Source organism: Nocardioides pocheonensis, from assembly GCF_003725535.1.
Taxonomy (GTDB): domain Bacteria; phylum Actinomycetota; class Actinomycetes; order Propionibacteriales; family Nocardioidaceae; genus Marmoricola; species Marmoricola pocheonensis.
On the sequence record NZ_RJSF01000044.1, the window covers coordinates 163,981 to 180,775 of the forward strand.

Annotated in this window: 23 protein-coding genes; 10 read left to right on the forward strand and 13 right to left on the reverse strand. The window is 72.5% G+C overall.

The genetic code is table 11. The features are described 5' to 3' along the window. Nucleotides 1-15: 15 nt before the first annotated feature. Complete coding sequence (locus EFL26_RS17970; protein WP_123224284.1) at nucleotides 16-366, forward strand: DUF190 domain-containing protein; 351 nt, start codon at nucleotides 16-18, stop codon at nucleotides 364-366. Then, the gene (gene crcB / locus EFL26_RS17975) at nucleotides 363-740 is read left to right on the forward strand and encodes a fluoride efflux transporter CrcB (protein WP_246000256.1); all 378 of its coding nucleotides are present in this window, start codon (nucleotides 363-365) and stop codon (nucleotides 738-740) included. Before EFL26_RS17970 ends, crcB begins: the two co-directional genes overlap by 4 nt. A 6-nt stretch (nucleotides 741-746) precedes the next feature. On the opposite strand, the gene EFL26_RS17980 is transcribed toward crcB, so the two are convergent. The 3 genes from EFL26_RS17980 to EFL26_RS17990 all read right to left on the reverse strand — a co-directional run bounded on the left by EFL26_RS17980 (nucleotide 747) and on the right by EFL26_RS17990 (nucleotide 2,589). After that, on the reverse strand, nucleotides 747-1,289 hold the full coding sequence (locus EFL26_RS17980; RefSeq protein ID WP_123224285.1) for a dihydrofolate reductase family protein: 543 nt from the start codon (nucleotides 1,287-1,289) through the stop codon (nucleotides 747-749). A 97-nt stretch (nucleotides 1,290-1,386) separates the two neighbouring features. Beyond that, a complete protein-coding gene (locus EFL26_RS17985) occupies nucleotides 1,387-1,845 on the reverse strand; it encodes a hypothetical protein (protein WP_123224286.1) in 459 nt (152 codons plus the stop codon). 66 nt (nucleotides 1,846-1,911) lie between these two features. Further along, a complete protein-coding gene (locus EFL26_RS17990; RefSeq protein WP_123224287.1) occupies nucleotides 1,912-2,589 on the reverse strand; it encodes a hypothetical protein in 678 nt (225 codons plus the stop codon). Nucleotides 2,590-2,750: 161 nt separating this feature from the next. On the opposite strand from EFL26_RS17990, the gene EFL26_RS17995 reads away from it, so the two are divergent. After that, the gene (locus tag EFL26_RS17995; RefSeq protein WP_123224288.1) at nucleotides 2,751-2,972 is read left to right on the forward strand and encodes a hypothetical protein; all 222 of its coding nucleotides are present in this window, start codon (nucleotides 2,751-2,753) and stop codon (nucleotides 2,970-2,972) included. A gap of 34 nt (nucleotides 2,973-3,006) precedes the next feature. Here EFL26_RS17995 and EFL26_RS25015 read toward each other — a convergent pair whose 3' ends face one another. From EFL26_RS25015 to EFL26_RS18015, 4 genes are all read right to left on the reverse strand, one after another. After that, complete coding sequence (locus EFL26_RS25015) at nucleotides 3,007-4,002, reverse strand: excalibur calcium-binding domain-containing protein (protein WP_425464115.1); 996 nt, start codon at nucleotides 4,000-4,002, stop codon at nucleotides 3,007-3,009. Nucleotides 4,003-4,075: 73 nt separating this feature from the next. Beyond that, nucleotides 4,076-4,456 (reverse strand): hypothetical protein, encoded by a 381-nt coding sequence (locus tag EFL26_RS18005; RefSeq protein ID WP_123224289.1) that lies wholly within the window; start codon nucleotides 4,454-4,456, stop codon nucleotides 4,076-4,078. A 210-nt stretch (nucleotides 4,457-4,666) separates the two neighbouring features. After that, nucleotides 4,667-5,464: a crotonase/enoyl-CoA hydratase family protein gene (locus EFL26_RS18010; protein WP_123224290.1), complete on the reverse strand. Its 798-nt coding sequence runs from the start codon at nucleotides 5,462-5,464 to the stop codon at nucleotides 4,667-4,669. A 330-nt stretch (nucleotides 5,465-5,794) separates the two neighbouring features. After that, nucleotides 5,795-6,553 (reverse strand): SDR family oxidoreductase, encoded by a 759-nt coding sequence (locus tag EFL26_RS18015; RefSeq protein WP_123224291.1) that lies wholly within the window; start codon nucleotides 6,551-6,553, stop codon nucleotides 5,795-5,797. Between the two features lie 82 nt (nucleotides 6,554-6,635). Here EFL26_RS18015 and EFL26_RS18020 point away from each other — a divergent pair, with 82 nt between their 5' ends. Continuing rightward, nucleotides 6,636-7,499 (forward strand): sigma-70 family RNA polymerase sigma factor, encoded by an 864-nt coding sequence (locus EFL26_RS18020; RefSeq protein ID WP_123224292.1) that lies wholly within the window; start codon nucleotides 6,636-6,638, stop codon nucleotides 7,497-7,499. Here EFL26_RS18020 and EFL26_RS18025 read toward each other — a convergent pair. The 3 genes from EFL26_RS18025 to EFL26_RS18035 form a co-directional block, all read right to left on the reverse strand. Beyond that, the gene (locus tag EFL26_RS18025; RefSeq protein ID WP_246000257.1) at nucleotides 7,462-9,006 is read right to left on the reverse strand and encodes a flavin-containing monooxygenase; all 1,545 of its coding nucleotides are present in this window, start codon (nucleotides 9,004-9,006) and stop codon (nucleotides 7,462-7,464) included. The two genes, EFL26_RS18020 and EFL26_RS18025, sit on opposite strands and share 38 nt — an antisense overlap. Continuing rightward, complete coding sequence (locus EFL26_RS18030; protein WP_123224294.1) at nucleotides 8,999-9,406, reverse strand: VOC family protein; 408 nt, start codon at nucleotides 9,404-9,406, stop codon at nucleotides 8,999-9,001. The genes EFL26_RS18025 and EFL26_RS18030 overlap by 8 nt, the downstream gene beginning before the upstream one ends. Nucleotides 9,407-9,506: 100 nt before the next feature. Then, nucleotides 9,507-9,971 carry an ArsI/CadI family heavy metal resistance metalloenzyme gene (locus EFL26_RS18035; RefSeq protein WP_123224295.1) on the reverse strand — a complete coding sequence of 155 codons (465 nt, stop codon included), beginning with the start codon at nucleotides 9,969-9,971 and terminating at the stop codon, nucleotides 9,507-9,509. A gap of 82 nt (nucleotides 9,972-10,053) precedes the next feature. On the opposite strand from EFL26_RS18035, the gene EFL26_RS18040 reads away from it, so the two are divergent. The 5 genes from EFL26_RS18040 (at nucleotide 10,054) to EFL26_RS18060 (ending at nucleotide 13,192) form a co-directional block, all read left to right on the forward strand. Then, complete coding sequence (locus tag EFL26_RS18040) at nucleotides 10,054-10,413, forward strand: ArsR/SmtB family transcription factor (protein ID WP_246000258.1); 360 nt, start codon at nucleotides 10,054-10,056, stop codon at nucleotides 10,411-10,413. Further along, nucleotides 10,410-11,522: an ACR3 family arsenite efflux transporter gene (gene arsB / locus EFL26_RS18045; protein ID WP_123224296.1), complete on the forward strand. Its 1,113-nt coding sequence runs from the start codon at nucleotides 10,410-10,412 to the stop codon at nucleotides 11,520-11,522. The genes EFL26_RS18040 and arsB overlap by 4 nt, the downstream gene beginning before the upstream one ends. Beyond that, on the forward strand, nucleotides 11,519-11,935 hold the full coding sequence (locus tag EFL26_RS18050; protein ID WP_123224297.1) for an arsenate reductase ArsC: 417 nt from the start codon (nucleotides 11,519-11,521) through the stop codon (nucleotides 11,933-11,935). The genes arsB and EFL26_RS18050 overlap by 4 nt, the downstream gene beginning before the upstream one ends. Nucleotides 11,936-11,940: 5 nt before the next feature. Beyond that, on the forward strand, nucleotides 11,941-12,606 hold the full coding sequence (locus EFL26_RS18055; RefSeq protein WP_123224298.1) for a response regulator: 666 nt from the start codon (nucleotides 11,941-11,943) through the stop codon (nucleotides 12,604-12,606). Nucleotides 12,607-12,790: 184 nt separating this feature from the next. Further along, nucleotides 12,791-13,192, forward strand: coding sequence for a hypothetical protein (locus EFL26_RS18060; protein ID WP_123224299.1), 402 nt, complete (start codon nucleotides 12,791-12,793; stop codon nucleotides 13,190-13,192). A gap of 87 nt (nucleotides 13,193-13,279) precedes the next feature. Here the strand turns inward: EFL26_RS18060 and EFL26_RS18065 are convergent, their stop codons facing one another. Both EFL26_RS18065 and EFL26_RS18070 read right to left on the reverse strand, forming a co-directional pair. Then, nucleotides 13,280-14,878: a GAF domain-containing sensor histidine kinase gene (locus tag EFL26_RS18065; RefSeq protein WP_123224300.1), complete on the reverse strand. Its 1,599-nt coding sequence runs from the start codon at nucleotides 14,876-14,878 to the stop codon at nucleotides 13,280-13,282. Between the two features lie 71 nt (nucleotides 14,879-14,949). Continuing rightward, nucleotides 14,950-15,489 carry a pyridoxamine 5'-phosphate oxidase family protein gene (locus EFL26_RS18070; RefSeq protein WP_123224301.1) on the reverse strand — a complete coding sequence of 180 codons (540 nt, stop codon included), beginning with the start codon at nucleotides 15,487-15,489 and terminating at the stop codon, nucleotides 14,950-14,952. A 205-nt stretch (nucleotides 15,490-15,694) separates the two neighbouring features. Between EFL26_RS18070 and EFL26_RS18075 the strand changes: the two genes are divergently transcribed. Continuing rightward, nucleotides 15,695-16,201: a universal stress protein gene (locus EFL26_RS18075; protein ID WP_123224302.1), complete on the forward strand. Its 507-nt coding sequence runs from the start codon at nucleotides 15,695-15,697 to the stop codon at nucleotides 16,199-16,201. Nucleotides 16,202-16,253: 52 nt separating this feature from the next. On the opposite strand, the gene EFL26_RS18080 is transcribed toward EFL26_RS18075, so the two are convergent. Further along, nucleotides 16,254-16,760 (reverse strand): carboxymuconolactone decarboxylase family protein, encoded by a 507-nt coding sequence (locus tag EFL26_RS18080; protein ID WP_123224303.1) that lies wholly within the window; start codon nucleotides 16,758-16,760, stop codon nucleotides 16,254-16,256. Nucleotides 16,761-16,795: the final 35 nt, after the last annotated feature.

Genomic DNA, 16,795 nt, shown 5'->3' on the forward strand with positions numbered 1-16,795 from the left:
GCGAAAGGCAGCACGATGACACTGACCGGAACCGCCCGTCGGCTGACCGTCTTCCTCGGCGAGGACGACACCTGGCACCACAAGCCGCTCTACACCGAGATCGTGCACCGGGCCCACCGGGCCGGGCTCGCCGGCGCCAGCGCGGTGCGCGGCATCGAGGGCTTCGGCGCAGGATCGCCCCGCGTCCACACCTCGCGGCTGCTCTCGCTGTCGGAGGACCTGCCCGTGGTGGTGGTCATCATCGACACCCCCGAGCGGATCGACGCCTTCCTCCCGGAGATCGAGGAGGTGCTCGGCGACGGACTCGCCGTCGTCGACGACGTCGCGGTGGTCGCGCACCGCTTCCGGCCGGCCGAGCAGCCGTGAGCGACCCCGCGGCGTTCGCCTGGGTGTGTCTGGGCGCGGCCGTCGGCGCGCCGGCCCGCTACCTCACTGACCGGTTCGTGCAGGCGCGCCACGACTCGGTGATGCCCTGGGGCACGCTGACGGTCAACGTGGTCGGCTCCCTCGTGCTCGGCGTCCTGGTCGGGCTCGGCGGTCACGTGCCGGCGCAGGTGAGCCTCGCGGTCGGCACCGGGCTGTGCGGTGCGCTGACCACCTACAGCACGTTCAGCTACGAGACGCTCCGCCTGTTCGAGGAGCGTGCCCGCGGCTTCGCGGCGGCCAACGTGGTGATCAGCCTGGTCGCCGGGGTAGGCGCCGCGCTCGCCGGGTTCGGCCTCGCGTCCGTCCTGGCGTAGCGGCCCTCAGTCGGCCGGGCGGAAGCAGTGGTGGACGACGCCGTTGTCGTAGACGTCGGTCGCCGTCAGCGTCAGCCTGGTCCGCTGGTCGGCGAACAGGCGCTCGCCGGCACCGAGCGCGACGGGGTAGACGAACAGGTGCAGCTCGTCGAGCAGGCCGTCGGCGATCAGGCCGCGCACGAGCCGGCCGCTGCCCGAGATGTAGATCGAGCCCTCGCGCGAGTCCTTGAGCTCACGGAGCCGGTCGGCGTCGTACGCGCCGAAGCGGGTGGTGTGGGCCCACTCCTCGCTCGGCTGCTGGGCGCCCACCACGATCTTCTCGGTGTCGTTGAAGAACGGCGCCCCGGGGTCGTCCTCCACGGTGCGGTCGCGCCAGGCCGGGGCGAACATCTCGTACGTCGTGCGGCCGAGCAGGATCGTGTCGCAGTCTCCGGTGACCGCGGCGAGGGTCTCGCCCATCGCGGGGTCGAAGCCGAACTCGGCGGTCCAGGACGGTGACTCGAAGACGCCGTCGAGGGAGATGAACTCGTGGGCTCGGATGGTGGCCATGGTGGAGATCCTTCCGGGTCGTGGTGCGGTCTGTGACCTCTCCACGAACGCGACCGGCGGGACACGACAACGCGGCCGGAGGAATCTCCTGCTCGGCTCAGGCCGCGGTCGTCTCACCCATGGCCCGGGCGCGGACCAGGACCGACACCGCGACCACCACCGCGATCAGCTCGGCGGCGAGCGCGGGGAAGGACAGCGGCTCGAGCCAGCTGCCGACGTCGTCGCCGAGGCGTGGCAGGGCGACGGTGCGGGTGACGACGTAGGCGGTGATCGCGAGCACCTCGAGCACCACGACGCCGGCCCAGACCGCGACGGTGTCGTGCCCTGCCACGACGACGGCCAGGGCGAGGCTGGCGACGGTGAAGATCACGAAGGCGACGCCGGCGTACCGGGCCTCCTGCCAGTGCGCGGGGATCAGCGGGACGTGTGCGCCGGCACCGACCAGGAGGCAGACGACCGCGAGCCCGCGGTCTCCTGTGCGCAGGGGTCGCGAGCCGACGCCCCGCAGGTGGGGGGCACGAGTGCGTGGGGGCGGGCCGGCGGCGACGGCGGTCATGGTGGTGCTCCTCGGGGGTCTCGGCCGGGTGGCGGAGGCGGGCCGGCACGGCCCGCCTCCGTCAGGTCAGCGCACGGAGAAGAACAGGAAGAGGTTGGTCCGCAGGACCGGCGTGGTCTTGCCGGCCTTGACCTGCTTGAGCAGGTACGACGTCGACTGGCTCTTCAGGATCCGGTGGTACTCGGCCTTGTCGGTCACACCGACGACCCGCACGTCCCACCACTCGGCGCGACCCTGGTTGGTGGTCGTGATGAAGTGGTTGTGGCCGGGCGTCTGGAAGTTCTTCAGCGCGTCCGTGAGCTGCGCGTCGGTCAGGCTGGGGTAGAGCGGCTTGAGGGCCGGCTCGATCCGGGTCATGTCCAGGGTGCCCGGGTGGTCGACGCAGACCAGCTTCGCGGGGCACTCCATGCGCATCTGCTTCACCGTGAAGCCGAGCGGCACCACGACGTACAGGGGGTCGAAGTCCTTCGCGGGGGCGTTGACGAACTTCGCGCCGACCTCACAGCCGCTGGAGGACTGGGCGGACACCGCGGTGTCGCAGAAGAAGCCCTTGGTGTAGCGGAAGTTGACGGTGTCGCCCTTGAAGTTGGCGTGGGTCAGGCCGAACTCGGGGACGCCGCGCCCCATGCTCATCGCGTTGCTCGACGGGTTGGACGCCGCGACGGCGACGCCGACGCTGCCGGCGACCAGGAGGGCGGCGACTCCCGCGACGAACCGGGCTCGTGTGCTGCGGAACAGTTTCATCCTTGGCTCCTGAGTGAGGGCGGCCGGGATGGCCACCACCTCAGGGGATTCGGCACCGGGCCGCTCACGGATTGCGCACGATCGACGCGGAAGGCTCACACCACGGCGCCACCGGCCGATAGGTCCAGTACGGACCAGCCCGCCACCCACCGGAGCACCCCATGCCGTACGCCGCACAGCCGACCAGGCACCTCGTCTGCACCCTGCAGCGGCACCCCACCGGCGGCTACACCCCGACCGTGCACCCCGTCGGCACGATGGCGCCGGTGCCGACGCCCTGGGCGGTCACCTTCCCGACCACGACCGACGCCCTGCGGTGGGTGCGCAACCGCTACGGCACGCTGTCGGTCGAGCTCGTCACGGGACGTCGCCCGGCCGCCTGATCCGGCGCCTGGTCCTGGGCCTGGTCCTGGGCCGCTACTCGCAGCCGACCCCGTCGCCGTCGCGGTCGAGCCGGCGGCTGTAGCCGGGATCGCCGACGTGGATCGGCGCGGCACCGGCGGCGCGGACGGCGTCGCAGTTGGCGTAGTACGTCGAGCCGCCGACCAGCGCGCGCGGACTCGCGGCCGCGGCCGGAGCCGGCTCCTCGACCTTCTGGTCGACCCGGGTCGGCGCGTGCGTGACGTCCGCCGGCACCTGGCGGCCCGGGCAGGAAGCGAGCACACGAGACATCGCCGCTCGCTCGGCCGGGGTGACCCAGAGGCCGTACTTCGCCTTCACCGCGATCTGGCGGGCGACGTACGCGCACCGGAACGGCTTGTACGGCGGCAGCCAGGTGGCCGCGTCGCCGTCGCCCTTGGACCGGTTGGTGTGCAGGTCGACGGCGAGGAGGCCCAGCGGGTCGTTCGCCAGGGCCGCGCGCGTGCGGATGTCGAACCGCGCCGCGCCGGTGGCCCAGGCGTTGCCGAGCGCGACCACGTGGTCGATGTCGACCTCGTCGCCGGCGCCGCGCCGGAACGGCACGTCCCGGCCGAGGTAGGGGTCGGGCAGCACGCCCGTGAGCACCACGCAGCCGTGGGTGCGGGGGTCGAGCACGGCGGATCGCACGTCACGGCGCAGGATGTCGTTGCGGGTGTCGCAGCCGTTGCGATCGGCGTCGAGCCAGGCCTGGCCGAACTCCTCGCGGCGGTAGCCGGTCATCGGCGCGCGGCCCTTGACCGGCAGCGTGGCCAGCACCGCGAGCGCCGTCCCGGGAGCCACCCTGGTCGGCCGCGTGGTCGCGGTCGGCGTACCGGCGCGTGACGGGTGGGCCGACGGCGAGGTGGCAGACGGGCTCGCCGGGGACTCCGCGGCGGCGGTCGGGCTCGGGTTCGCTGCGGAGCCCGCGGTCGGGTGCTGCTGGGCGGCCCGGCCGATCACCCAGAGCAGCACGAACGCGCCGATGACGGCGGTGAGCTTGCGGTGTCCGGGCACACCCGAAGGGGATCACGCCGGCTTCGGCGGCGTCCGGGAAACCCGGTGACGCAGGACGAAGGTCAGGTCCGGCTCAGAGGTAGAGGTTCACCCGACGGCGCTCGCGCTGGGGCGGCACCACGCGCACCCGGACGTCCTGGATCCGGACGTCCTCGACCACGACCTCCTCGACCCGGGGCTCGGGACGGCGCTGCGGCGAGACCGGCGCCCGACGACCGACGGCACGGCCGAAGAGGATCACGTAGGCGCCCTCGTCGCCGGCGGTGGCGTTGCGCATCACCCAGCCGCGCTGCACCGAGCCGTCCTCGAACCGCAGCATCACGTCGTCGCCGGGCGAGAGCACCCGCACCCGGTCGCCGCGGCCACGCTGCTGGGCGGCCAGCTGGTGCCAGGGCAGCCACACCGCGCCGGTACGACGCTGCAGCGGCGTGAGGGTCACGTCGACGAGCTGCATGGCTGCCTCCTTCGGGTGGGTCGGACACCGAGGTCAACGAGGCAGCACCGCCCCGGATACGGTCAATTCGGAAAAATCGTGCACCCTGGGCGTCGTCCCCGCGCGTCGATTGTGCGCCGGAACGAGCGTGAGCGGGCCGGACCGCCCCACGACGAGCCAGCTGGTCTGGTCCGATCGCCGGCGCCTGCTTGACCGTTCGGGAGGTCGGACCTAGCGGCCTTTCCAGACCGGGTCGCGCTTCTCGGCGAACGCCAACGGCCCCTCGAGGGCGTCCTCGCTGGACATCAGCGCCACGATCTCGCGGTCGCTGGCCGCCCAGGCGTCGGCCTCCCGCGGCACCGACCCGTCGCGGATGCCCTGGGCGACGCGCTTGCTGGCCTGCACCGCCAGCGGGGCGTTGGCCGCGATCTGGTGCGCGAGCCCGAGCGCCGACTCCAGCAGGCTGTCGACCGGCACGACGTCGTTGACCAGCCCCCACCGCAGCGCGGTCGCGGCGTCGATCGGCGCACCGGTCAGGATCATCCGCATCGCCACCTTGCGCGGCAGCTGGTCGGGCAGCCGGACGAGCCCGCCGGCCGCGGCGATCAGCCCCCGGCGTACCTCGGGCAGGCCGAAGGTGGCGGTCTCGGCGGCGATCGCGAGATCCGCCGCGAGCACCAGCTCGGTGCCGCCGCCGAAGGCAGTGCCGTTGACCGCGGCGACCACCGGCTTGCTGATCGGGTGGTTCACCACCCCGGCGAACCCCCAGGCCTCCGTGCCCGGCGGGTTGAGGCTCTCCCCGCGGGCGATCGCCTTGAGGTCCGCGCCGGCGCAGAACGACACCTGCCCGGCGCCCGTGAGCACGACCGCGCGGATCTCGGGGTCCTGCTCGGCCTCCTCGAACGCCGTCCCGAGCGCCTGGGTGAGCGGCCCGTTCACCGCGTTGCGTGCCTCGGGACGGTTGAGACTGACCAGCAGGACGTGGTCGTCGCGGACGACGAGGACGGGGCTGTCGGCGGTGTCGCTCATGGAAGGCATCATGCCCGGCCCGGGCGGGCGGCTCTCGGGTGGACGGGGACGGGGGCGCCCGCGAGCCGTGGATGGGCCTGGCCTCCGTGCAGCCGGTCCTCCCCGAGGAGCGTGCGACGAGGGCAGGACCGGCGCAACGGGTGGTCGGCTCGTGGGCGCACCCGGCACCGGCCACCCCCGATCAGCTGCCCGGCGAACACCCTGACCCGGTGCCACGAAGCCCGCCGCAGGCTGAGGTTTCGGCCCGCCGTCGCGGGTTCGCGAGCTCACCCGCGGGCTTGCTCAACCTCTTCGCGTCGCCGGTCCGCTCGTTCCTCGCGGTCCGGCGGCTCAGACCTCCGCGGTCTCCAGCCAGCTGGCGAAGGTGGGGCCGGCCAGGATCGCGGCCGGTCCGGGCAGGAGGGCGTCGCGGTCCGCCGCGGCGTACGGGTCGTGCTCGGGCGGGGCCAGCTCGACCTTGGTCGGCCGGCCGCGCTTCGCCGCGAGCAGCGTCGCCGCGTCGATGAACTCCTCGGGTCGCGGCCCGCCGATCTCCAGCGCCGGACCGTCCTGGGCCGACCAGCCCGGCATCGTGATCAGGTTGACCATCGCCTCCGCGACGCTCCGCGCCGCGACCAGCTGGGTGCGCATCGCCGGCACGTAGCCGACCTCGCCGTCCGTGGCCCAGTCGAGCAGCTGCCCCACGAACTCGTGGAACTGCGTGGCGCGCAGGATCCGGGTCGGCACCGGGCCGGCGAGCGCGGCTCGCTCGTGCGCGAGCTTCGCCTTGCCGTAGCCGTCGGACCAGTCGTCGATGCCGACGATCGACACCACGAGCATCCGCTCGACGCCAGCCAGCTCGCCGGCCTCGTGCAGGTTGCGGCTCGCGGTCGTGAAGAACGCGGTGGCCTCGGCCTCGTCAGGGGTCGGCGACGTGGCCGCGTCGATGATCCCGTCGACCCCCTTGAGCGCCCGCTCCAGCCCGACCCCGGTGGTGAGGTCGAGGCCGTGCGTCCGCGAGATCGGTACGACGCCGTGCCCCCGCTCCTCCAGCACCTCGACGAGGTGGCTGCCGAGCCGGCCGGTCGCGCCTGCTACTGCGATCAACATGGGTGTCTCCTCCGGTCGTGTTACGACGGTCAGGTTGAGTTCGTCGTAGGGGTGACGGGACGCGACGGCGAAAGGTAACCAGGTGCGGGAACTTCGAGAGGAAGCGCTGGCCGAGGAGTTCGAGGCGCGCAGGGGACGGCTCCGCGCGGTGGCCTACCGGATGCTCGGCTCGTTCAGCGAGGCCGACGACGCCGTCCAGGAGGCTTGGCTCCGGCTGAGCCGCAGCGACGCCGCCGAGATCGACAACCTGACCGCCTGGCTGACCACCGTGGTCTCACGGATCTGCCTGGACCACCTGCGCAGCCGGGAGGCCAGGCGCGAAGACCCGCTGGAGGCACGGTTCCCCGACCCGGCCGTGCGCGAAGTCGACGGCGGTGACCCGGAGCACGAGGCCTTCCTCGCGGACTCGATCGGGCTGGCGATGCTCGTCGTCCTCGACGAGCTGTCGCCCGCCGAGCGGCTCGCGTTCGTGCTGCACGACCTGTTCGTGCTGCCGTTCGCCGACATCGCGCCGATCGTGGAGCGCTCGGTCGACGCGACCAAGATGCTGGCGAGCCGGGCCCGGCGGCGGGTGCAGGGGGCGCGCGTCGTACCGGACGCCGACCTCGCGCGGCAGCGGGTCGCGGTGGACGCGTTCCAGGCGGCGGCGCGCGCGGGCGACTTCGAGGCCCTGCTGCGCGTGCTCGACCCGGACGTCGTGCTGCGCAACGCGTCGGCCGAGGGCCTGCGCGTCGTTCGCGGCGCGGCAGCGGTCGCCTCCGGCGCGGTCGTGTTCCAGCGGATGGCACTGGCCGCGAGGCCGGTCGTCGTCAACGGCGTCGCCGGGGTCACCGCCACGGCCGACGGCGCGACCTACTCGGTCGCGTCCTTCACGGTGGTCGAGGGCCGGATCGTCTCGATCGACATCCTCACCGACCCCGAGCGGTTGCGCGCGCTGCCGGGCTGACCGCGCGCGCCGGCGACGCGCTCCCGGGTACCGGCGCGAAGCGCAGCGTCCGGCCGAGGTCGCGGCGCAGCGTCAGCGCGGCGTCCAGCAGGTAGTTCTGCCGCACGCGCCACGGCCCGCGGTCGCCCTGCTGGGGGAACTGCTCCTGCGCGCGCCGGATGTAGCCCGACGAGAGCGGCAGCAGCGGTTGCGGTCGCAGCGGACCGTCCGGCACCGGGACCACCGACGCGGCGCCGCGACGGTCCATCTCGCCGAGCACCTTGCACACCAGCCGGGAGGTCAGGTCCGCGCGCAACGTCCAGGACGCGTTGACGTAGCCGACCGCGACCGCGAAGTTGGGGACCCCGGTGAGCATCGCTCCCTGCCACACGAACCTCTCGTGCAGGTCCACGGGCTCGCCGTCCACGGTGAGCGGGATGCCGCCGAAGGGGACCATCCGCAGGCCGGTCGCCGTCACGACCACGTCCGCCTCCAGCACCCGCCCGCTCGCCAGCCGGATCCCTTCGGGCACGAACCGGTCGACGTGGTCGGTGACCATCTCCACCCGGCCGCGCCGGATGGCGCGGAAGAAGTCGCCGTCCGGGGCCACGCAGAAGCGCTGCTCCCAGGGGTCGTACGCCGGGGTGAAGTGCGTCTCCACCAGGGTCGGGTCGACCGCCTTCGCGGTGAGGCCGAGCAGGAGCCGACGGGCCAGGCCGGGCCAGCGGGTGCAGAACGCGTAGACCGCCTGCTGCCGCACGATGTTCTTGCCCCGGATCACGCGATGCGCGAGACCGGCGGGGAGGACGCGGCGGATCCGGTCGGCCAGGGCGTCCTCGGCCGGGACCGCGCCGATCCAGGACGGGCTGCGCTGCAGCACGGTGACGTGACCGGCGGTGCCGGCCAGCGACGGCGCGAGCGTCACCGCGGTCGCACCGCTGCCGATGATCACGACCCGGCGCCCGGTGACGTCGAGGTCGTCGGGCCAGAACTGCGGGACCACCACGGTGCCGGCGAAGTCCGACTGCCCGGGGAAGTCGGGCTGGTGGGCGCGGTCGTAGTCGTAGTAGCCGGCGCACGCGTAGAGGAACGAGCAGGTCATCGTGGATGCCCGGGTGCTGCCGTCGGCCGCGGTCTTCTGCAGGGTCAGCGTCCAGCAGGCTCGCTCGCCCGACCAGGCCGCCCCGACCACCGACGTCTGGAACCGGATGTGCCGGTCGATGCCGTGCTCGCGGGCCGTGTCCGCGACGTACCGGCGGATCTGCTCGCCCTCGACGATCGACCCCCGCCCGCTCCACGGGCGGAAGGGGTAGCTGAGCGTGAAGAAGTCGGAGTCCGACCGGATGCCGGGGTAGCGGAAGAGGTCCCAGGTGCCGCCGATCGCGTCGCGCGCCTCGAGCACGGCGTACGTGCGGCCGGGGCACTCGGTCTCGAGCCGGTACGCCGCCCCGATGCCGGACAGGCCCGCGCCCACCACCACGACGTCGACGTGCGGGCCGGCCGGCACCGCTTCCGTCGGCTCAGGCACCGGAGATGTTCACCAGCCAGCCGATCCCGAAGCGGTCGGTCAGCTGACCGAACACGTCGCCCCACATCTGCTTGTCCAGCGGCACGTCGACCGTGCCTCCCTCGGCGAGCCCGTGGAACCGGCTGCGCAGGAGGTCGTCGTCGTCACCGCTCAGGCTGATCGTGATGTTGTTGCCGACCGTGCGAGACATCCCCGGAGGGCTGTCGGAGCCCATCAGCGTGAGGCCGTCCTCGGTCTCCAGGACCGCGTGCATGACCAGGTCGGCGAACGGCTCGTCGCCGGCGCCGTACTCCCCGAAGGTGTGCAGGTCGAGCGTGCCGCCGAGGACCTGCTGGTAGAAGGTCATCGCCTCGCGGGCGTTGTCACCGAAGCTCACGTACGGGTTCAGTCGGGTCGTCATGGTCGCCTCCGTGGCGGCGGCCGGCCGGTCCGGCCGCCACCACGAGCCTAGAACGACGTCGCCCCGGCTGATCAGGGACGGGCTGGTCAGGACGGGCTGGTCAGCAGCAGGCCGGCTCAGCCGCGGCCTCGGCCGCCGGCTCGGTCGTCTGGTCCGAGCAGCACGCGGGACCGGACTCGTCCGCGGGGCCGAAGGTCTCGCTGTCCGCGAGCACCGTGTAGATCTCCCAGCGCTCGCCGTTGGGGGCGCCCTCGACCCAGAACTTGTCCTGCTTGGCGTAGCAGCAGGTGGTGCCGCGCTCGTCGACCGAGGACAGGCCGGACGCGGCGAGCCGCGTCTGCTCGGCGTCGACGGTGTCCACGTCGGCCACCTCGACGCCCAGGTGGTTGAGGGTGCCGCCCTGGCCCGGGCTCTCGATCAGCACGAGCTTCAGCGGCGGCTCGGCGATCGCGAAGTTGGCGTAGCCGGGGCGGACCTTGGCCGGCTCGGTGCCGAACAGCGAGCGGTAGAAGGCGACGGAGGTGTCGAGGTCGTCGACGTTGAGGGCGAGCTGGATGCGTGACATCGGAACTCCTAGATATCGATGGGTGTCTATGTCTTCCGTTGTCGAGATTGCCACGGACATCGACGTATGTCAATATTGAGGGGTGTCGAAGTCAACGCTGACCCTCACCCCCGTCGATGCGGTCGCCTGCTGCTCCCCGCTCATGGCCGAGCCGCTGAGCTCCGAGCAGGCCGGCCAGCTGGCACCGCTGATGAAGGCGCTGGCCGATCCCGTCCGGCTGCGCCTGCTCTCCCTGGTCGCGGCACACGCCGACGGCGAAGCCTGTGTCTGCGACCTGAACGATGCCTTCGACCTCTCCCAGCCCACGATCAGCCACCACCTCAAGGTGCTGCACGAGGCCGGCCTGCTGGACCGCAGCAAGCGCGGCACCTGGGTCTACTACCGGATCAAGGCCGACGTGCTCGCCGGGGTCGCGGGCCTGCTCGGCGGCGTCGGCCGGTGACCGCCACCACCGACCACGAGGCCGAGGTGCTCGGTCGCCTGTCCGTGCTCGACCGGTTCCTGCCGGTCTGGATCGGGGTGGCGATGGTCGCCGGGCTGACCCTCGGGCGCACCGTCGGCGGCCTGGACGACGCCCTCTCGAAGGTCGAGGTCGGCTCGGTCTCGCTGCCGATCGCGCTCGGCCTGCTGGTGATGATGTACCCGGTCCTGGCCAAGGTCCGGTACGACGAGCTGGGCCATGTCACCGCGGACCGCACCATGCTGGTGTCCTCGATCGTGCTGAACTGGGTGATCGGGCCGGCGCTGATGTTCGCACTGGCGTGGCTGCTGCTGCCGGACCTGCCCGAGTACCGCACCGGCCTGATCATCGTCGGCCTCGCGCGCTGCATCGCGATGGTGCTGATCTGGAACGACCTGGCCTGCGGAGACCGGGAGGCGGCGGCGATCCTGGTGGCGCTCAACGCGGTGTTCCAGGTCGTGGCGTTCGCGGCGCTCGGCTGGTTCTACCTCCAGGTGCTCCCCGGATGGCTGGGCCTGGACACCTCGACGCTGCACGTGTCGATGTGGGAGATCGCGCGCAGCGTGCTCGTGTTCCTGGGCGTCCCGCTCGCCGCCGGCTACCTCAGCCGGCTCCTCGGCGAGCGCACCCGGGGACGCGCGTGGTACGAGACCGCCTTCCTCCCCAAAGTGGGGCCGCTGGCGCTGTACGGGTTGCTGTTCACCGTGGTCGTGCTGTTCGCCCTCCAGGGAGACACGATCACGAGCCGCCCGCTCGACGTCGGTCGAATCGCCCTCCCGCTGCTGGCGTACTTCGCGCTGATGTGGGTCGGCGCCTTCGCGCTCGGCCACCGGCTGCGGATGGACTACCCCCGCGCCACGACCCTCGCCTTCACCGCGGCCGGCAACAACTTCGAGCTCGCGATCGCGGTGGCGATCGGCGTCTTCGGTGTGACCTCCGGGCAGGCGCTCGCCGGTGTCGTCGGACCGCTCATCGAGGTGCCCGCGCTCGTCGGTCTCGTGTACGTCGCACTCTGGGCCCGGCGCAACTTCTACCCCGCCGACGCACCCAATGACGGCGGCCGTCCCGACCCCACGAGGAGAACCGCGTGACTGCCCTCCCCACCGTCCTGTTCGTCTGCGTGCACAACGCGGGCCGTTCGCAGATGGCCGCCGGCTACCTGCGCGCGCTCGGCGGTGACGCGGTGCGCGTGCTGTCGGCGGGCTCGGCACCCGCCGACCGGATCAACCCGGTGGCCGTCGCGGCGATGGCCGAGGAGGGCATCGACATCACCGCCGAGGTGCCGAGCATCCTCACCACCGAGTCGGTCGCCGAGTCCGACGTCGTGATCACGATGGGGTGCGGTGACGCGTGCCCGATCTTCCCCGGCAAGCGCTACGAGGACTGGGTGCTCGACGACCCGGCCGGTGGCGACCTCGAGCTCGTGCGCCGCGTGCGCGACGAGATCAGGGAGCGCGTCACGGCCCTGATCGCGGAGCTCGGGGCGGGGCGCTCGTTAGGCTGACCCCCATGAGCGATGACGGACCGATCCGCGTGTACCTCCTCGACGACCACGAGGTCGTCCGTCAGGGGCTGAAGGCACTGCTGGAGAGCGCGGGCGGGATCGAGGTCGTGGGTGAGTCCGGCTCCGCGGTCGAGGCGACCAGCCGCATCCCCGCGTGCAAGCCCCACGTGGCCGTGCTGGACGCCCGCCTGCCCGACGGCTCCGGCATCGAGGTCTGCCGCAGCGTGCGCAGCGTCGACGACTCGATCCAGGCGCTGATCCTCACGTCGTACGACGACGACGAGGCTCTGTTCGCCGCGATCATGGCCGGCGCCGCGGGCTACGTGCTCAAGGAGATCCGGGGCAGCGACCTCGTCGACGGCATCCGCCGGGTGGCCGCGGGCCAGTCGCTGATCGACCCCGCGCTCACCGCGAAGGTGCTCGAGCGGGTGCGCAAGGGGCCGAGCGTGGCGCCCGAGCTCGCCGAGCTCACCGACCAGGAGCGCAAGCTGCTCGGCCTGATCGCCGAGGGCCTCACCAACCGGCAGATCGGCGAGCAGATGTTCCTCGCCGAGAAGACGGTCAAGAACTACGTGTCCAGCATCCTCGCCAAGCTCGGTCTCGAGCGGCGCACCCAGGCGGCGGTGCTGGCCTCGAAGCTGCTCGACCGCCCGCCGGGCCAGGGCGGCTGAGCGGTCCTCCCCTCGACCGGCCGGGCGTGCGTCCCGGCCAGCGAACGGGACATCGGGCGGGACATCGAACGGGACACGATCGGGACAGCCGGCTCTGGTCGGCCGGGACACGGGCGCGGAAACGTCGGCGACGACAACCGGTGGTCGTCGACCACCACTCCGCAAACCCGAGAGGAACCCCGTCATGAACCGCACCGCCCGCACGCTGATCACGCTCACCGTCCCGCTCGCCCTCGGCATCGCCGCGGCCGGCCCCGCGTCGGCGTACGACTGCTACAACGCCAGCCGCTCCGCGCAGGGCAACACCGGCGCCTCCACGTCGAGGGTCTGGTACTCCGTGCCGGAGTTCCTCGCCGCCGTGGGCCTGACCCAGGCCCAGATCGACGCCGCCATGCCGGTCATCAAGGCCGACGCACGCGTGCCGGCCGGCTTCACCGTGTTCTTCAACGACACGCACATCGCGGAGCTCGCGTCGAAGATGCGCGAGGACCTCGCGACGAACGGGCGGGGGATCGACCACTCCGACGACTACGGCACGCCGGTGTTCGACGCGATCTTCGAGGACGTCATGAGCGTGCTCTCCTGAGCCCGCGCGAGCGCACCGGACCGACGTCCGCACACCGGGAGGGCCTGACCGCGACAGCGTGGTCGGGCCCTCTCGTCGTACGTCGGGCTACCCGACCGGCACGCGCCAGCGGAACACCGTGCCGGAGGGAACGCCCGGCTTGAGCTCCAGGATGCCGCCGTGCGCGGCGGCGCGGCGGCGCGCGTTGCGCAGGCCACTCTCGCTCCGCTCGGTCGGCAGCCCGGTGCCGTTGTCGGTGACGGTGAGGACCAGCTCCTCGGGCGTCGCGGCGATCTCGACCTCGGCCTGGTCGGCGATCGCGTGCCGGGCGATGTTCGACAGCGCCTCGCGCAGCACGGCGAGCAGCTGCTCGGACAGCGTGGAGGACACCGCGGTGTCGACGGGTCCGAGGATCCGGACGGTCGGGGTGAACCCGAGCACCGGGACGTACTCCTTGACCAGCGCGCGCACCAGCGACCGCGGCGAGCCGCCCTGCCGGTGCTGCAGCTCGAAGATCGTGGTGCGGATGTCGCGGATCGTCTGGTCGAGGTCGTCGACCGCCTTCTCCAGGCGCTCGCCGACTTCGGGGTTGACCACGATCCCCCGCATGCCCTGCAGCTGGAGGCCCGTCGCGAACAGCCGCTGGATGACCAGGTCGTGCAGGTCGCGGGCGATCCGGTCGCGGTCGGAGACCACGGCCAGCTCCTCGCGGTCGGCGACCGCCTGCGCGCGGTCGAGGGCGAGGGCGGCCTGGTCGGCGAACGAGCCGAGCAGCTCGCGCTCCTCGACGTCGGTGACCCGGTGGCCCTCCTCGAAGAGCGCGACCAGCGCACTCGCCTGCGAGAAGTGCGCACGCAGCGGGACGACCACGGCCTCCAGGTCGCCGACGTGCAACGAGTCGATCCGGTCGCTGCGGTCACCGCGGTTCGGGTGGTCGAGCAGCGCGGCGATCTCGGGCAGCAGCGCGGGCAGCCTGCCGACCGCGGGTCCGTCGCTGGTGGCGATCACGGCGCCCGACTCGGGGAACTGCACGACCGCGGCCGCCACCGCGCCCGAGAGCGAGCGCGTCGCGATCGTGAACTTCTCGAGCGCACTCTCGATCGAGATCGGCGGCTGGAGCGACTCGTTCAGCTCCGCGGACGCCTCGAGCCACTGCCGGCGCCGCTCGCTGAGCAGGTACGCACGCGCGTTGTCGATGACGAAGCCGGCGGCACTGGCCAGCGCGAGCACCAGGGTCTCGTCCTGCGTGGTGAACTGCCCGCCGCCCTCCTTCTCGGTCAGGTAGAGGTTGCCGAAGACGGTGCCCCGGATCCGCACCGGTACGCCGAGGAAGCTGCTCATCGGGGGGTGGTGCTCCGGGAACCCGTAGGACTTGGGGTGCCGGCGCAGGTCGGGCAACCGCAGCGGCTCGGGCTCGTCGATGAGCAGCCGCAGGATCCCGCGGCCCCGGGGGAGGTCACCGATCTGGCGGTGCAGCTCGGCATCGATCCCGTGGGTCACGAAGTCGTCGAGGTTGCCGTCGGCACCGATCACGCCGAGGGCGCCGTACCGGGCCCCCGTCAGCTGGCAGGCGGAGACCACGATCCGGGAGAGCACGCTGTGCAGGTCGAGGTCGGAGGAGATCGCGACGACCGCGTCGAGGAGGGCTCGTGCCGGGCCGGACAGGTCCTCTGCGTCGGGGGACGAGTCGACGAAGGTCTCGCTCACAGGGCCCAGTGTGCCGCACCGGACGGCTCCCGGCTCGCGATGCGAACAAGCGGGCGCTGCCCGGACCGGTCTCAGTCCTGGCGGTCCTCGGGGGCGACCCGCAGCTGGGTACCGCCCCGTCGCTCGGCACGGGCGTCAGCGCCGGAGCCGTGGGCCCCGACGTGGTCGCCGGACGCCACGGCGGCCAGGCCGCCGACCAGGTCGCCCATCGGTGCCCGTCCCAGCGCGCGTCCGCTGAGCTCCTTCCAGTCGAGCCGGAAGTAGAGGTTGCGCGCGCCGTCCGCCCAGGGCAGCGGTGCGCAGACCCTGCGGATCCGGTTCAGCTCCTCGGGGTCGCTGACGACGTCGGCCCGGCCGCGCGCGACCACGCTCCAGCCCAGCCGGTGCTCGTCCTCGAAGTGGTCGACCTCGAAGGCCAGCTTGGCGTTGCGACCGTACGTCGCGAGCACGCTGAACGGTGTCGTCCGGAAGACGATGCTCTCGTCGACGACGGAGTAGTTCACCGGGATGATGTGCGGGCCGTCCGCCGTCGCGACGGCCACCCGGCCGGCACGCTGACGCACCAGGAGGGCGCGGCACTCCGCGTAGCTCAGCTCCCTCAGCTCGGCCATGGCTCTCGTCCCCCCACTCGCTCTCTCGATCTCCGTCCGGACCGCCGCCCGTTTCACTCAAGGATGCGTTCCGCCCCTGCTGCTCAGCAGGGTCGATGGTCCTGACCTCGCGGCCCTGCGGCCCTGATCTGCGGGCTGCCCGGGAGGAGAGGCTGGAAGCAGGACGGGGGCCACCCGTCGGAGGAGCCCGAGGAGGTGGGCGAAGATGACCGAGCGCTACGAGCGTGCCGTCGACAAGCGGGCGATCGTCGTCGGTGTGGACGGAAGCCCTGGCTCGAAGGCGGCTCTCGCCTTCGCGCTGAACGAGGGGTTGGTCCGTGGCTCGACGGTGGAGGTGGTGACCACCTGGCTGCTCGGGCCGGCGATCAGCGACATCGCCACGGCGACCAGCTTCGAGGAGGAGCACGAGAAGGCCGAGGCGTGCCAGGAGGCGGCGCTGAGCGAGGTGCTGGCGACGATGGACGCCCAGCCCGTGATCTCGCGCGTGGTGCTGCAGAGCTACGGCGGCCACGCCCTGGTCGAGGCGGCACACGACGCGGCGCTCCTGGTGGTGGGCAGCGGGCGCAAGAGCGTGCTGGTGCGGGCCCTGCTGGGCTCGGTCAGCGAGTACTGCGTGCGGCATGCACGCGTGCCCGTGGTCGTCGTGCCCGACCCGACCCGCCTCGAGGAGGAGAAGGTCCACGAGGAGGTCGTCGAGGCGGCCGCCCACTGAATCATCGGTGCGGCCCGGACAGGTCCGGGCCCGAGGTCGGGCTCGGACCCGGTCAGGTCGCGGCCTTCTGCGGGTGCGAGGGCAGCACGCACGCCACGTCGAGGCCGAGCACCCGGTTGAGCCGGCCGAAGGCCAGCCACGACCCCAGGCACATGGTGAGCTCGACGACCTCCCGCTGGGAGTACGCCGCGAAGAACCGCTCCCAGAACTCCGGGTCGACGCCGGGCTCGAGACCGTGGTGGTCCTCGGCGTACCGCTCGGCGTACTCCGCGGCCAGGCGCTCGCGCTCGGTGAGGTCGCTGGTCCGCCAGTCGCGCACGGCGTCCTCGAACCCGTCCTCGACCCGGACGCCGTCGCGCTCGGTGCGCCAGTCCTGGCAGAAGACGCAGCCGTTGGACTGCGCGATCCGCAGCCGTGCCGCCTCGAACTCGCGCAGCCCGAGGGTCGTGTGCTCGTAGACCGCGCCGGAGAACCGCGCGGCGGCCGGGCCGATGTGCGGCACCAGCTCGCCCCAGACGTAGGTGATCGGGTCCTTGCCGTCCGGCACGTCGATCAGCATGGGACCAGTGTGCCCGCCCGGACGCCGGAAGACCA

What these genes read in the sequence shown, in the direction of transcription:
- EFL26_RS17990 (WP_123224287.1), bottom strand. Translation starts at nt 2,589, where the DNA reads ATGAAACTGTTCCGCAGCACACGAGCCCGGTTCGTCGCGGGAGTCGCC.
- EFL26_RS17980 (WP_123224285.1), bottom strand. Translation starts at nt 1,289, where the DNA reads ATGGCCACCATCCGAGCCCACGAGTTCATCTCCCTCGACGGCGTCTTC.
- EFL26_RS18030 (WP_123224294.1), bottom strand. Translation starts at nt 9,406, where the DNA reads ATGACGACCCGACTGAACCCGTACGTGAGCTTCGGTGACAACGCCCGC.
- EFL26_RS17995 (WP_123224288.1), top strand. Translation starts at nt 2,751, where the DNA reads ATGCCGTACGCCGCACAGCCGACCAGGCACCTCGTCTGCACCCTGCAG.
- EFL26_RS18060 (WP_123224299.1), top strand. Translation starts at nt 12,791, where the DNA reads ATGAACCGCACCGCCCGCACGCTGATCACGCTCACCGTCCCGCTCGCC.
- EFL26_RS18055 (WP_123224298.1), top strand. Translation starts at nt 11,941, where the DNA reads ATGAGCGATGACGGACCGATCCGCGTGTACCTCCTCGACGACCACGAG.
- EFL26_RS18075 (WP_123224302.1), top strand. Translation starts at nt 15,695, where the DNA reads ATGACCGAGCGCTACGAGCGTGCCGTCGACAAGCGGGCGATCGTCGTC.
- EFL26_RS17970 (WP_123224284.1), top strand. Translation starts at nt 16, where the DNA reads ATGACACTGACCGGAACCGCCCGTCGGCTGACCGTCTTCCTCGGCGAG.
- EFL26_RS18070 (WP_123224301.1), bottom strand. Translation starts at nt 15,489, where the DNA reads ATGGCCGAGCTGAGGGAGCTGAGCTACGCGGAGTGCCGCGCCCTCCTG.
- EFL26_RS18080 (WP_123224303.1), bottom strand. Translation starts at nt 16,760, where the DNA reads ATGCTGATCGACGTGCCGGACGGCAAGGACCCGATCACCTACGTCTGG.
- EFL26_RS18015 (WP_123224291.1), bottom strand. Translation starts at nt 6,553, where the DNA reads ATGTTGATCGCAGTAGCAGGCGCGACCGGCCGGCTCGGCAGCCACCTC.
- EFL26_RS18035 (WP_123224295.1), bottom strand. Translation starts at nt 9,971, where the DNA reads ATGTCACGCATCCAGCTCGCCCTCAACGTCGACGACCTCGACACCTCC.
- EFL26_RS17985 (WP_123224286.1), bottom strand. Translation starts at nt 1,845, where the DNA reads ATGACCGCCGTCGCCGCCGGCCCGCCCCCACGCACTCGTGCCCCCCAC.
- EFL26_RS18010 (WP_123224290.1), bottom strand. Translation starts at nt 5,464, where the DNA reads ATGAGCGACACCGCCGACAGCCCCGTCCTCGTCGTCCGCGACGACCAC.
- EFL26_RS18005 (WP_123224289.1), bottom strand. Translation starts at nt 4,456, where the DNA reads ATGCAGCTCGTCGACGTGACCCTCACGCCGCTGCAGCGTCGTACCGGC.